Origin of the sequence: Desulfobacter sp., from assembly GCA_028768545.1 — a bacterium.
In the GTDB taxonomy this organism is placed as follows: domain Bacteria; phylum Desulfobacterota; class Desulfobacteria; order Desulfobacterales; family Desulfobacteraceae; genus Desulfobacter.
Window position 1 is genome coordinate 1,516,725 of record CP054838.1, and the last position, 14,176, is coordinate 1,530,900.

Here is a 14,176-nt window from a genome sequence, read left to right on the forward strand (position 1 = left end):
AGGGTAGAATTTTCCTTTATGGATTCTTATATTTTGCACCTTTTCTTTTCCCTGTGCTATGATGGGATAAGAATAAGGATACATTTTTGGGAATACAAAAAACGGAGTACAAGGGCATGACACACCCCGGAGAACTGCTGAAGAAAAACAACCTGTATGCGGGCAAGGAAATGGGACAAAATTTTTTGTCCAACCCTGCCTCGGCACAGATGATCGTTGACAGGACAGGCATTGGCGCAGATGATTTGGTTCTGGAAATCGGGCCGGGGCTGGGGGCTTTGACCCTGCCTTTGGCAAAGGCCGCAGCCCAGGTGGTGGCAGTGGAAAAGGACAGGCGGCTGATTCCTCTGCTGGAAGATGAGCTGGAACAGGCCTCCGTCTCCAATGTAACCATTATCAACAAGAATATTCTTAAAACAGATATTTTAAAGATTGCCGGTGACAGGTCCCTGGTGGTCATGGGCAACCTTCCCTATAATATATCCTCCCAGATTCTCTTTAAACTGGTCAAAACAAGATCTGTGATTGACCGGGCCTTTTTAATGTTTCAAAAGGAGCTGGGGGCAAGGATTCTTGCATCTCCGGGTTCAAGGGCCTATTCACGGCTCTCTGCCGTGGTTCAGTATGCGGCAAAGCTCAGCCATGTGGCCGACATCCGGCCCAGTTCCTTTTTTCCCAGGCCCGAGGTGGATTCTTCAGTGCTCGGGTTTCATTTTTTTGAGACCCCGGAAATGAGCCCTGAAAAAGAAGATCTGCTTTTTGCCGTGATCAAGGATGCCTTTTCCAAACGGAGGAAAACCTTGAAAAATTCCTTGAGCGGCGGCGGACTCGGGTTTGAAAAACAAGAGGCAGGCAAGGCCCTTGACCTGGCAGGAATTGACCCGGTGCGCCGGGCAGAAACCCTGACCATTGATGAGTTTATCTTGCTTGCCAAGGCCGTATGGGCCATGGGCAAACATGGGCCATGATCAAAGGCACCATCCCCATAGACCGGCTGATTGCCATGGTGGTCAACGGCGGCACCCTGAGAACGGGTGTGGATGTCTATGATCGGTTCGGCACCCTGCTTCTGGCCAAGGAAACCCTTGTGGATTAGGTCAGGCCCCTGGAAAATTTACGCAATAGAGGGCTTAGATCTCTGCCCCTGGCAAAAGAGGGGGGTGTGTTTGACAAAAGCGGCAATGCCGTAAAATTCAACCCTCAGGCCCTGCCGGCCTTATCCCTGGAAGATCCCGGTGATCCTGCCCCGGGCTTTGATCTCACCTCTCGGATGAAAGAAATTCAGGCCCTTCGAAAAGAGGCCTGCCAATATTATGCTAAGGCCAAAGACTGCCTGAAAAAGGCAATGGCCCAGATTCAATCCAATCAAGGGCAGTTTGATCATCAGGCCGTGGCTGCCCAGGTCACTGAGCTGGTGAATTTTTCAGGCAAGAATGATCATCCCTTTTCCTATATGGCAAAAGATCTGTTTTTATTTGACCAGTATCTGTTCAGCCACGGGGCAAATGTCTGTGCCCTGGGCACGGCAGTGGTCAACCGGTTCAACCGCTCTTTTTCAAAGGTCATCCAATCCAGTCTTTGGCCGGATTCAACCCCGGGGCCGGCCCATGAAAACCCGATCTTTTCCTATTCTTGCCCTGAAGAGCTTGACCAGATTTCCCTGGGGCTCTTTATTTTTGATCTGGGCAAGGCCCTGGTGCCCCAGGATCTGCTGAACAAGACCCGGGGGTTGACCCGGGAGGAATTTGAGATGATCCAGCGGCATTCCTACGAGTTCGGGGGGCAGATCTTGGAAAAGAACCATATGGATCATCCCGTGTTTACCAACATGGTTCAATATCACCACGGCCCGTTGTTTGCCGGGGAAAAGAATTGTTATCCCTTTGACCGGCCTTTTTCAGATATCCCCATCTATGTCAGGATCTGCAAACTTGTGGATATTTATGATGCCATGATTTCAAGGCGGAGCTACAAAGAGGCGGCCAACCCGGTGACGGCGGCAACCGCCCTGTTTCGAACCTATGTTAAAAAAGATCCTTTGCTTCAGTTTATTCTCCATGCCTTTGTCAACACCATAGGCCTTTATCCGCCCGGGTCCATTGTTTTTCTCAAAAACGGGCAGATGGCCTATGTCCTTGAAAGCTGCGGCCCCATTGTCCTGCCCTTTACGGATTCACACCAGACCCCCTTGACCCACCCGGAGGATCCCTTTGATGTCAAGACCCGGGAAAAAAGGATGGGCATCGACAATGACAGGAGCGTTAAAACCCCCAAAGAGGTCTTGAATCAATTGCCCCTCTTTATCCGGGAAATTGTTCTGCCCGGGCAGGGCAACTGATTTTTAATTTTGCTGCATACTTTTTGTTTTTTGCATTCCAGACTCGCCTCAAAAAAATTCCCAATATTTTTTCATTTTTTTAAAAGAAATTTAACAGGGCATAAAATTGACTGTTGCAATTTTTGACAGAGAGTGCTTAATCTTCAATTGAATTTAAAGGAGTTACCCTCTGTGACAATATAAGTGAGACACTTACCCCTTGATAAATTAGTGTAGGGCGGGTAAGGCAATACTTATATGAAACCGATAAAAATGAACCCACTACCAGAGTCCGAAAAACAGGCAGCCCCCAAGGAGGCCCCAATGGAAGGAGACCATAGGGCGACTGGAATTGGGGCCTCCTTGGGGAGCCAGGATTCAATCCCTGATCCTGAAGTACCTGAAAAAAAACCCCCGGCGTAGATTCGTTGCTTCTTATAAACTGCGTATTCTCCAAGAGATTGAAAATTGTACCGAAATCGGAGGGATCGGCAAGATTCTTCGAAGAGAAGGCCTTTATTCATCAAATTTAACCCATTGGCCATAGAGGTCGCCAGACTTCAAAAAGAGAAATTCAAATTAGAGCACAAGCTAAAGCAGGTGAAACTCATCATTGAAGCTCAAAAAAAAAATTTCTCAGATCCTGGGAATCCAGCAGAATCTGGACGACCTCAAAGGAGAAGACTTATGAATGCCGCCCTAACGTTAAGTTGCGATATTGGAAAAAAGCCTTCATGTGAGGCTTTCGGTATTCCCCGATCATCTTTTTACAGATTTCATTCTCCAAAAAAACATATTGGAGTTAGTCGGACCGGATCTCCCCTTTCTTTGAATTCTGATGAACAACAAACGGTTTTGGATATTTTACATTCTGAAAAATATCAAGATCGAGCCCCATATCAGGTATATGCTTCTCTTCTTGATAACGGGCAATACTATTGTTCCATCAGAACGATGTATCGGCTTCTTCACAAAGAACATGGTTCTGTGCCGGAGCGAAGACGGCAGGTAAATCGCCCGAAATATAAAAAACCTGAATTGCGAGGGCGTTCAAAATTCTGTGTCAGTTGAATGAAAGCTGATATACTCAGCTAAATAAGGAGAACTGACATGACCGAAGAAAACACCGAATTTGATTTTCAAAAAGCCCTTAAAGGCATCCAGGAAGGTAAACCCTTCACAGGTAAGGGCGGCGTCCTTACATCATTAATCAAAAATCTTGCTGAAGCTGCTCTTGAAGGAGAGTTGGAGTCCCATCTCGGGCAGGAAGTTTCTGCCAACCGCCGTAATGGAAAAAGCAAAAAGACCATTAAATCCCTGGATGGTAAATTTGAGCTAAAAACCCCGCGTGACAGGGCCGGAACCTTCTCTCCAAATCGTCAAAAACATCAGACAACGCTCAGCGATGAAATTGAAAGGGCCGGAATGGACTTGAGATTTCAAATGCCTCCACACCATTACCGATAAAAATCCATAAGCCCCAAAAAGGGCGGCGTCCTTACATCGTTAATCAAAATCTTGACCCCGCGTGGGCCGTAATGGAAAAAAGACCATTAAATCCCTGGATGGTAAATTTGAGCCTTCTCTCCACAGATCGTCCATCAGACAACGCTCAGCGATGAAATTGAAAGAAAGATAATAGCCCTTTACGGCCTGGGCATGAGTTATAATGATATGGCTTCCCATTTACAGGAAATCTATGGACTTGAGATTTTCAAATGCCACTCTGAGCACCATTACCGATAAAATCATCCATACCGTCAAAGAATGGCAGGCCAGGCCGTTGGAAAATGTGTACCCAATCGTATGGCTTGATGCCATACATTATAAAGTACGAGAAAACGGAAAGGTCGGCAGCAAGGCCGTTTACACAATTCTTGGGGTGAATATCGAGGGCCGCAAAGAGGTTCTTGGGCTGTACATATCCGAGAATGAGGGTGCGAACTTCTGGCTGCAGGTGTTAACAGACCTTTCAAACCGAGGGGTAAAAGATATCCTGATTGCCTGTGTTGATGGTCTAAAAGGTTTTCCCGAGGCCATTGAGACCATATTCCCGGACACAGAAGTTCAACTCTGCGTAGTCCACCAGATCCGAAATTCATTGAAATACGTTGGTTCCAAAAATAAAAAGGAATTTATGGCAGATCTAAAACGTGTTTATAAAGCGGTCAATAAGGATCTGGCCGAAGAAGAACTGGATATCTTGGAAAATAAATGGAATGACAAATACCCGATTGTGATAAAATCCTGGCGGAACAACTGGGAACGCCTCAGTCATTTCTTTAAATATCCAGAAGAGATTCGACGGATAATATACACCACAAATACCATTGAGGCTGTGCATCGACAGTTTCGAAAACTGACCAAAACAAAGGGATCATTCCCGAACCAGGACAGCCTGTTAAAGCTGCTTTACATGGGGATCCAGAACGCCAGTAAAAAATGGACAATACCGATTCAAAATTGGTCACTGACAATTTCCCAGTTGGCAATTTTCTTTGAAGGCCGGCTGGATAAAGAGCTGGGAATTTGATAGGGATTTATTTACAGATGGAAAAGATGGTTCCAGGAACTCCACTCCAGCAAAAGTCAACTCCTCCGACGTGGCTGATTGAAGGCCCATTCTCGGACCTGACTTTTACTTCCGCTGGCGCTGAGGCAGATCCGGGAACCGAAACCGTGACACAGAATTCTGAACATTCCCTGAATTGCTGGCAACCGGACCTAATCAGGTTTGGTCCTGGGATATTACCAAGTTGAAAAGTGTCACAAAATGGACCTACTTCTATCTATATGTAATCATGGATATTTTCAGCAGGTATGTTGTCGGCTGGATGGTCGCCCATAGAGAACAAACAGCATTGGCCAAAAAGCTAATTGAAAAGTCCTGTGAAAACCAGAAGATATTACCCGGTCAGCTTGGGCTACATGCAGATCGGGGAGCCAGTATGAAATCCAAAGGGGTTGCCCAGCTTCTTGTCGATTTAGGGGTAACCAAAACCCACAGTCGACCACATGTCAGCAATGATAACCCATACTCTGAAGCCCAGTTTAAAACATTGAAATATTGTCCACAATTTCCCAAAACTTTTGGTGCTATTCAGGATGCAAGAGCCTTCTGCCAGGATTTTTTTGGATACTACAACAAAGAGCATTACCATTCTGGTATTGGCCTGGTAACCCCAGAACAATTTCATTATGGCATTGCTAAAGATATTTATGAATCTCGCTGCAGAACATTGGAGGATGCATTTATTCAAAACCCAAAACGATTTAAGGGAAAAATACCGAGGCCACCGGCTTTACCAGAAGAAGCCTGGATTAACAAACCGGAACAAAAAGAGAAGGATATTATTGGAGCTTAATTTTAGGCATAGAGTGTCTCATTGTCATTGACACATTCCGCAAATCGCTAACCTTTACCCCTATAGATCCGCGGCTTCTTGAACCATAAGATTAGCACCGAGCCTCGTGCCTCGGCACGGTTACTAATCCTTCATTTGTTATGATTTCTATTATCAAAAACCACAGAGAATTTTGCTAATATTTCTTCCGTTTGAGAATTCACAATTTTAAGAGTAATTGGATAACGTTCATCTTGCTTTCCTGAATCTGCCGGACAAGTCTTCAATAGTTTTCCGGCATGATGCAAGGCTATTTTACCATTCATCACGCCGCAGATTATGTCTTTCAATTCAAGTTCTATAACATCTACAAGACTCTGAATCTGTTGGGCATGGGTTTTTTCTATATGGGCAAATATATAAGAGTTGATAGTTGAGTACTTATCTGTTGACGTAATGAATTTTCCATCGCCGAAATAGGGAATGTTCAGAATTCTGTGTCACGGTTTCGGTTCCCGGATCTGTCTCGGCGCCAGCGGAAGTAAAAGCCAGGTCCGAGAATGGGCCTTCAATCTGCCACGTCGGAGGAGTTGGCTTTTGCTGGAGCGGAGTTCCTGGAACCATCTTTTCCATCTGTAAATAAATCCCTATCAAATTCCCAGCTCTTTATCCAGCCGGCCTTCAAAGAAAATTGCCAACTGGGAAATTGTCAGTGACCAGTTTTGAACCGGCATTGTCCATTTCTTACTGGCGTTCTGGATCCCCATGTAAAGCAGCTTTAACAGGCTGTCCTGGTTAGGAAACGATCCCTTTGTTTTGGTCAGTTTTCGAAACTGTCGATGCACAGCCTCAATGGTATTTGTGGTGTATATTATCCGTCGGATCTCTTCTGGATATTTAAAGAAATGACTGAGGCGCTCCCAGTTGTTCCGCCAGGATTTTATCACAATCGGGTATTTGTCATTCCATTTATTTTCCAAGATATCCAGTTCTTCTTCGGCCAGATCCTTATTGACCGCTTTATAAACACGTTTTAGATCTGCCATAAATTCCTTTTTATTTTTGGAACCAACGTATTTCAATGAATTTCGGATCTGGTGGACTACGCAGAGTTGAACTTCTGTGTCCGGGAATATGGTCTCAATGGCCTCGGGAAAACCTTTTAGACCATCAACACAGGCAATCAGGATATCTTTTACCCCTCGGTTTGAAAGGTCTGTTAACACCTGCAGCCAGAAGTTCGCACCCTCATTCTCGGATATGTACAGCCCAAGAACCTCTTTGCGGCCCTCGATATTCACCCCAAGAATTGTGTAAACGGCTTTGCTGCCGACCTTTCCGTTTTCTCGTACTTTATAATGTATGGCATCAAGCCATACGATTGGGTACACATTTTCCAACGGCCTGGCCTGCCATTCTTTAACGGTATGAATAATTTTATCGGTAATGGTGCTCAGAGTGGCATTTGAAATCTCAAGTCCATAGATTTCCTGTAAATGGGAAGCCATATCATTATAACTCATGCCCAGGCCGTAAAGGGCTATTATCTTTCTTTCAATTTCATCGCTGAGCGTTGTCTGATGTTTTTTGACGATCTGTGGAGAGAAGGTTCCGTTCCGATCACGCGGGGTTTTTAGCTCAAATTTACCATCCAGGGACTTAATGGTCTTTCTGCTTTTTCCATTACGGCGGTTGGCAGAAATTTCCTGTCCGAGATGGGACTCCAACTCTCCTTCAAGAGCAGCTTCAGCAAGATTTTTGATTAATGATGTAAGGACGCCGCCCTTACCTGTGAAGGGTTTACCTTCCTGAATACCTTTAAGAGCTTTTTGAAAATCAAATTCGGTGTTGTCTTCGGTCATGTCAGTTCTCCTTATTTAGCTGAGTATATCAGCTTTGATTCAACTGACACAGAATTTTGAACGCCCTTCCGAAATATTTTTTATTTAACCACGTTAATTTTAAATATGAAGGTCCCCAACACTGCTCGCATTGTTTGAATATGGATAATAAATCTGCAAACCTTTCTTTGGTATTAAGTCTTAACTCCATCTCAATGACATCGTATTCGATTTGAATATTACCTTTATCTTGGCACTTAATAAGACTTCCGCAAAGCTGATGAGATTCCTCTGGAAGGCTATCATACCACCAGTTTATAATTTTATATAAAAGGACCTGGTTATTATTAATGTAATATTTTTCAGAACAGGCAACATCATTGGGTACTGCGGAAACGCATACCAAAACAAGAGTAAAAGCCAACACCCATTTTATTATCGAATGATTATTCATTTTTGATCATAACTTTAAAATAACCGGCTTGACCCAGTAGTGTCCGGTTAGGTTGTTGCATATAAAAAGCATCTAAAATCATTAAAAAAACAGTCTGTTTTGTGTTGACAAATGTGCGTAAAAATTTTTGTGCGCCTTGAAAATTTAACTCAAGGAGCTCAAATGACGCACATCTCAGTCCCTAAAAAACAACTACGGTCCCTGAACTTTGACAATTTCAGGTGCCCTCTGATAAAGTCACTTTCAAAAGCACCGGAATTACAATCTCGAGGAGACCGCCCTTTAAAAATGACATTCGAAGACCAGATAAATGCTTTGGTTTATTTCCATCTTCAGGAGCACAAGTCTGCCCGACATTTAATTCAGGATCTCAAGGAGAATGTTTTTGCTAAAGAAAATATTGTGCCAGACGGTGGTATCAGCCGTAGTAGTTTCTGTGAAGCCATCAATCATAGGGGACTCGAACAACTGCAATTTATCTTTGAGGATCTTTATAAACAGGCTCTTGAGTGTCATCCGGGTGAACACGCCGAGTTAGGAGAGTTGGTTTCCATTGACGGTAGTCTCATAAATGCAGTCCTTTCAATGCACTGGGCGAACTACAGAAAAGGAAGTAAAAAAGCCAAAGTACATTGCGGATTTGACATTAATCACGGAATCCCAAACAAAATCTTTTTGACTGAAGGCAACGGCGCTGAACGCACTTTTGTTCCCAAAATACTTTCCAAGGGGCAAACAGGTGTTATGGATCGTGGATATCAATCCCATAAAGAATTTGACCTGCTTCAGGAGCAAGGCAAACATTTTGTCTGCCGTATAAAAACCAGGACAACAAGAACAATTATTGATAACCACGAGACCCCTTCCGACAGCTACATTTTTTATGATGCACTGGTTAAACTTGGTACTCGAATCAAAACCAGACGAAAAGGCCTGTTCGGGTTGTTGGCTATAAAATTGCTGGCGTCAAATACTATGTGGCAACTGACAGGCATGATTTAACAGCGGAACAAATAGCAACAATTTATAAACTCCGGTGGACCATTGAGGATTTTTTCAAATGGTGGAAAGAACATCTGAAGGTATATCATCTCATTGCCCGCAGTGAATACGGCCTTATGGTTCAGATTCTTGGCGGCCTTATCACTTACCTGTTACTGGCAATCCATTGCCAAAAACAGTTTAATGAAAAGGTCACGATCAAAAGAGTTCGGCAGCTGCGAACCGCCATTCTAAATGACCTGTTTGGCTGCGAGGACCAGGGCTCTCATAGTTCAAACAGGGACAATATTGTCAAAGATCAAAAAATTATTGAGCAAGCAAAAACCTAACCGGACATCACTGATTTGAAATATATTTTTTTTCTTTTTCGTCAAACTAGTCACCGTTTAAAGAATTAATATTACTATGGGGCAAGACTCTTAATAAGTGATATCACCCGTTTCATTTGGATTATTGGGTTGGTTTGTCATTGGATATCATCCATTTTAAATATCCTGCAATAGACCCAGTTAAATAAAATGGGAGGTTTAGCAGTAAGAACTCTTTCCCGTTAAGAGTTTTGATTTGGTTAATTTCTAATTTTCCGGAATAAATCCTCACGGCATATTTATGAGGTTCGCGGTCTATGAACTGATGGAGATAGCGTAGCCGACCTGTTGCAGCAGATTTTACTTCAACGGGTATGAGCAACCCTTCATATTGAATCAGGTAATCAACTTCGGCAGTGGATTGTTTTTTTTCCCGGTTCCAAAAATACAATTTGAATAAAGGAGATGTTTCAACAGCGAGAAGTTCCTGTCCGACAATATGTTCTGCTATTTTCCCCTGATAGACAGAATCAATACTATTGGCCCCGAACAAATCTTTTTGAAATCCAGAAAAATAGTTCAGCATTCCTGTGTCAAGGACTTGGAGCCTCGGCGATTTTTTTATGTTTGGCAGCAAAGGAGGACTGACAGAGGATGAAGGGTATAAAAGGTAAATCAACATCGCTTTTTCCAATACTTTTAATGCTTCCCCCATTTCCCTTGATTTATAGTTGGAATTACCAAAACCCTGAAATTTAATCCTGCTGCCTGCTTCATAGAATGAAGTTGAAACGGCATGTCGAATTACGTTAACCATTGTACTGTTTCGAGCATACTTTTCAACGTCATCAAGATAAGAAACGATTAAGCTGTCAAATATACTGTTAAGCGCTATGATGTCTTTCTGGTCGGAATGTTTTTCAACTATTTCCGGCATACCCCCAATGATTGAATAGGTTTGAAATAATTTCATTAGCTTTTCATGTGCGAAATCAGGGGCTGGAATGTTTTTTGTAAGAATATCCAGGCTGGCTGTTTCGGATAAAGCATTTAAAAATTCCTTGAAACTCAAAGGTTTCATCACAAGATATTCCACTCTGCCGACAGGAAAGCTGATATGGGTATCAATAAGTGTCTCTAAAAGAGATCCGGCTGCAATAACATAAATATCGGGAAATGCTTCATAAAAATATCTAAGATAAGAGACGGCTGCTGGACAAGCCTGAATCTCATCTATGAATATTAAAATTTCACCGTCATGCTTCACTTGATTTTTATAAAAGAAAATAGCTTGCAGTAAATCTTCAATGGGATAATCCTGCTCAAAAATGGTTCGTTCCTCTTTTATTTCAAGATTCAAAGATAGATATTGATTCAGTGATGTCCGGTTAGGTTTTTGCTTGCTCAATAATTTTTTGATCTTTGACAATATTGTCCCTGTTTGAACTATGAGAGCCCTGCTCCTCGCAGCCAAACAGGTCATTTAGAATGGCGGTTCGCAGCTGCCGAACTCTTTTGATCGTGACCTTTTCATTAAACTGTTTTTGGCAATGGATTGCCAGTAACAGGTAAGTGATAAGGCCGCCAAGAATCTGAACCATAAGGCCGTATTCACTGCGGGCAATGAGATGATATACCTTCAGATGTTCTTTCCACCATTTGAAAAAATCCTCAATGGTCCACCGGAGTTTATAAATTGTTGCTATTTGTTCCGCTGTTAAATCATGCCTGTCAGTTGCCACATAGTATTTGACGCCAGCAATTTTATAGCCAACAACCCGAACAGGCCTTTTCGTCTGGTTTTGATTCGGAGTACCAAGTTTAACCAGTGCATCATAAAAAATGTAGCTGTCGGAAGGGGTCTCGTGGTTATCAATAATTGTTCTTGTTGTCCTGGTTTTTATACGGCAGACAAAATGTTTGCCTTGCTCCTGAAGCAGGTCAAATTCTTTATGGGATTGATATCCACGATCCATAACACCTGTTTGCCCCTTGGAAAGTATTTTGGGAACAAAGGTGCGTTCAGCGCCGTTGCCTTCAGTCAAAAAGATTTTGTTTGGGATTCCGTGATTAATGTCAAATCCGCAATGTACTTTGGCTTTTTTACTTCCTTTTCTGTAGTTCGCCCAGTGCATTGAAAGGACTGCATTTATGAGACTACCGTCAATGGAAACCAACTCTCCTAACTCGGCGTGTTCACCCGGATGACACTCAAGAGCCTGTTTATAAAGATCCTCAAAGATAAATTGCAGTTGTTCGAGTCCCCTGTGATTGATGGCTTCACAGAAACTACTACGGCTGATACCACCGTCTGGCGCAATATTTTCTTTAGCAAAAACATTCTCCTTGAGATCCTGAATTAAATGTCGGGCAGACTTGTGCTCCTGAAGATGGAAATAAACCAAAGCATTTATCTGGTCTTCGAATGTCATTTTTAAAGGGCGGTCTCCTCGAGATTGTAATTCCGGTGCTTTTGAAAGTGACTTTATCAGAGGGCACCTGAAATTGTCAAAGTTCAGGGACCGTAGTTGTTTTTTAGGGACTGAGATGTGCGTCATTTGAGCTCCTTGAGTTAAGTTTTCAAGGCGCACAAAAATTTTTACGCACATTTGTCAACACAAAACCGACTGTTTTTTTCAATGATTTTAGATGCTTTTTATACGCAACAACCTAACCGGACACTACTGATATTGATTGAATCGTTCTGAAAAAAGGTGAATAGCAGTCGTTTTTCCTACTTGCCTTGCACCCCTCAGAATCAATGGTTTCTGGCCTTTTTTCTCTGCCCATCTTGATAATCTTTTTAATATATCTCTTTTAAACATTGGATTCTCATTTGTTGATTGGTATAAGGTAAGAGATATTTGACATCAATATTGTAATAAAGTCAAATATAATATTTGCATAAATTGTAACGTAGTCAGGCATTTTAATGTGATGCAGTCGCCGTGAACGTTTCAAAATCTGCGGCTTGTCCGTCAGCATTTTGCTTGTTAGAGGAAAAATTGAAAGACTTATTTTTGGAAATTACGCCAATTCAAATCATAGCTTGCGCTTCTTCCTCCGCCAGGAAGTCGAACCAGGACCATTTTTTGAACGAGATCAGCCAATTCTCTTTGGGCAGTAGCACGACTGGTATGAGCGATTCCTATATATTTTTTATTTTTCAACCCACCTTCAAAACCGTTGTGGCCAGCATCAAGCAATCTGTTGATGACTTTTGTCTGCCTGCTATTAAGTGGTGTCTGGGCAAATGTCTTCCAAAATCTTGCTTTAATCATTATTCGTTCCAGCAATGAATTTGAATTTAGAATTGCCCGATTCATGCATTCAAGAAACCATATCAACCAGTTTGTTATTTCCAGATTCCCGATCTGAGAAGCATTCAGGATATCATAATAGTCGTTTCTTTCTGCCATTATCTGTGATGAGAAGCTGTAAAACCGTTTCGAGCTGTTTTCGTCACGAGCCAGCAGCATATCGGTTAACGTTCTTGCGATTCTGCCGTTCCCGTCATCAAAAGGATGAATACTAATGAACCATAAATGAGCGAGAGCCGCTTTAAGTATACCATCTAAAGCTGTTTTCTCATTTGCCCAGAATACAAACCTTTCCATTTCGTTTTCAATCAAATTGGCAGGAGGGGCTTCGAAATGAACCTTTTTATGGCCGATTGGGCCTGAAACTACTTGCATAGGCCCATATTTATCATCCCGCCATTGGGCCACATTTATTTGAATCATGCCTGAATATCCAGTAGGGAAAAGGGAGGCATGCCAGGCAAAGAGCCTTTCCGGCGTCAATTCCTTGCTATGGTTATTGGTTGCATCCAGCAGTATCTGTACAAGTCCATCAGCTTTTTGATCCTGTACATATTTCAAACCGGCATCTGGAAGGCCAAGCTGGCGTCCCACAGAAGATCGGACAGCATCAGGATCTAATTTCTCTCCTTCAATGGCCGAAGTTTTTAAGGCTTCTTCCACAAGTACATCAGCCCTTGCCGTTTGTTGGATATCAAATCCCAACTCCCTGACCTGAGCGATTAATGATCCCTGGTTGAACCGGACATCACCCAGCGGTTTTAGCAATGCATCACTGTTCCATGTAAAGTGCGGCCAGGATTTATATTTCCAGATATATTTCATAAATTGAGTTAAATACCCTTCCCGATCAAATTATATCTTGAGTCATTTAATTGTAAGTTTCGACTCACATATTGAGTTGATTATTGAGGCTATTTGACTCAAAGTCAAGGGAAGAATTATCACCCTTCAGTGGATTTAAAAAAATTTTGAAAATAACCGGTATGATCCAGAGTTCCTAAACAGCGTTGAATCTTGACCCCTTTCAGCGTGATCTTGACCCCCCTTAACGATTAGTCCAAATTCACCGAGGATTTTATAAATCCTTTTTATTAAAGGGTTTGAGTGTTTTAATAAAAACAAAATTTTTTCCAAAGAGGTCAGGGTCGAGCGCTGATTGGGGGGCAAATTTGCACGCTGTTTAACACCCCAATTCCTTGATCTGAGTTATTAAAGCGCCTTGACTGAACCGGATATTGCCCAAGGGCTTCAATAATTTAGCACTGTCCCATTTGAGGTCTGGCCAGGATTTAGTTTGCCATATGTATTTAATCAACTCAAAGTCAAGGGAAAATTGGAGAGTCAAAATTTCTGTATATCTGCGCCCTGTATTTGAAATTATGTCGTATCTTCAATGCGTAATTGAATCCTGTTATTAAAATTTGACCAGTTTTAAAAAATTAGAACTGATATGCACAGTAGTTCAAAGTCAAATTTTCATACATTTTCCCCTGATTCTTTTTTGGCAAACCACAGGTGTTTTTTCTCTTGACCTCTCCTTTAATGGGCGACAAAAAGTCGATTGAATTCTCTTAGAGGGCCCATTTC

Annotated in this window: 12 protein-coding genes and 2 pseudogenes; 8 read left to right on the forward strand and 6 right to left on the reverse strand. The window is 42.5% G+C overall.

The genetic code is table 11. The features are described 5' to 3' along the window. The first annotated feature begins 116 nt into the window (after positions 1-116). The 7 genes and pseudogenes from rsmA to HUN05_07305 all read left to right on the forward strand — a co-directional run bounded on the left by rsmA (position 117) and on the right by HUN05_07305 (position 5,682). Positions 117-968: a ribosomal RNA small subunit methyltransferase A gene (gene rsmA / locus HUN05_07275; GenBank protein ID WDP87961.1), complete on the forward strand. Its 852-nt coding sequence runs from the start codon at positions 117-119 to the stop codon at positions 966-968. Beyond that, positions 965-2,338, forward strand: a pseudogene (locus tag HUN05_07280) (diguanylate cyclase). Before rsmA ends, HUN05_07280 begins: the two are co-directional and overlap by 4 nt. Positions 2,339-2,575: 237 nt before the next feature. Next, positions 2,576-2,740 carry a hypothetical protein gene (locus tag HUN05_07285; protein ID WDP84975.1) on the forward strand — a complete coding sequence of 55 codons (165 nt, stop codon included), beginning with the start codon at positions 2,576-2,578 and terminating at the stop codon, positions 2,738-2,740. 264 nt (positions 2,741-3,004) lie between these two features. Further along, positions 3,005-3,388: a hypothetical protein gene (locus HUN05_07290; GenBank protein WDP84976.1), complete on the forward strand. Its 384-nt coding sequence runs from the start codon at positions 3,005-3,007 to the stop codon at positions 3,386-3,388. 39 nt (positions 3,389-3,427) lie between these two features. Continuing rightward, on the forward strand, positions 3,428-3,784 hold the full coding sequence (locus HUN05_07295; protein WDP84977.1) for a transposase: 357 nt from the start codon (positions 3,428-3,430) through the stop codon (positions 3,782-3,784). A gap of 238 nt (positions 3,785-4,022) precedes the next feature. Continuing rightward, positions 4,023-4,850, forward strand: a complete 828-nt coding sequence (locus HUN05_07300; protein ID WDP84978.1) for an IS256 family transposase — start codon at positions 4,023-4,025, stop codon at positions 4,848-4,850. 223 nt (positions 4,851-5,073) lie between these two features. Then, positions 5,074-5,682: a transposase gene (locus HUN05_07305; protein WDP84979.1), complete on the forward strand. Its 609-nt coding sequence runs from the start codon at positions 5,074-5,076 to the stop codon at positions 5,680-5,682. 131 nt (positions 5,683-5,813) lie between these two features. On the opposite strand, the gene HUN05_07310 is transcribed toward HUN05_07305, so the two are convergent. After that, positions 5,814-5,987, reverse strand: coding sequence for a hypothetical protein (locus HUN05_07310; protein ID WDP84980.1), 174 nt, complete (start codon positions 5,985-5,987; stop codon positions 5,814-5,816). Positions 5,988-6,311: 324 nt separating this feature from the next. Next, positions 6,312-7,523: an IS256 family transposase gene (locus HUN05_07315; GenBank protein WDP84981.1), complete on the reverse strand. Its 1,212-nt coding sequence runs from the start codon at positions 7,521-7,523 to the stop codon at positions 6,312-6,314. A 595-nt stretch (positions 7,524-8,118) separates the two neighbouring features. Here HUN05_07315 and HUN05_07320 point away from each other — a divergent pair. Further along, a pseudogene (locus HUN05_07320) lies at positions 8,119-9,287 on the forward strand (IS4 family transposase). 121 nt (positions 9,288-9,408) lie between these two features. Here HUN05_07320 and HUN05_07325 read toward each other — a convergent pair. From HUN05_07325 to HUN05_07340, 4 genes are all read right to left on the reverse strand, one after another. Further along, a complete protein-coding gene (locus HUN05_07325) occupies positions 9,409-10,749 on the reverse strand; it encodes an ATP-binding protein (GenBank protein ID WDP84982.1) in 1,341 nt (446 codons plus the stop codon). Then, complete coding sequence (locus tag HUN05_07330) at positions 10,655-11,824, reverse strand: IS4 family transposase (GenBank protein ID WDP87962.1); 1,170 nt, start codon at positions 11,822-11,824, stop codon at positions 10,655-10,657. Before HUN05_07330 ends, HUN05_07325 begins: the two co-directional genes overlap by 95 nt. 456 nt (positions 11,825-12,280) lie before the next feature. After that, complete coding sequence (locus tag HUN05_07335) at positions 12,281-13,411, reverse strand: Fic family protein (GenBank protein ID WDP84983.1); 1,131 nt, start codon at positions 13,409-13,411, stop codon at positions 12,281-12,283. Between the two features lie 358 nt (positions 13,412-13,769). Then, the gene (locus HUN05_07340; protein ID WDP84984.1) at positions 13,770-13,934 is read right to left on the reverse strand and encodes a DUF4172 domain-containing protein; all 165 of its coding nucleotides are present in this window, start codon (positions 13,932-13,934) and stop codon (positions 13,770-13,772) included. Positions 13,935-14,176: the final 242 nt, after the last annotated feature.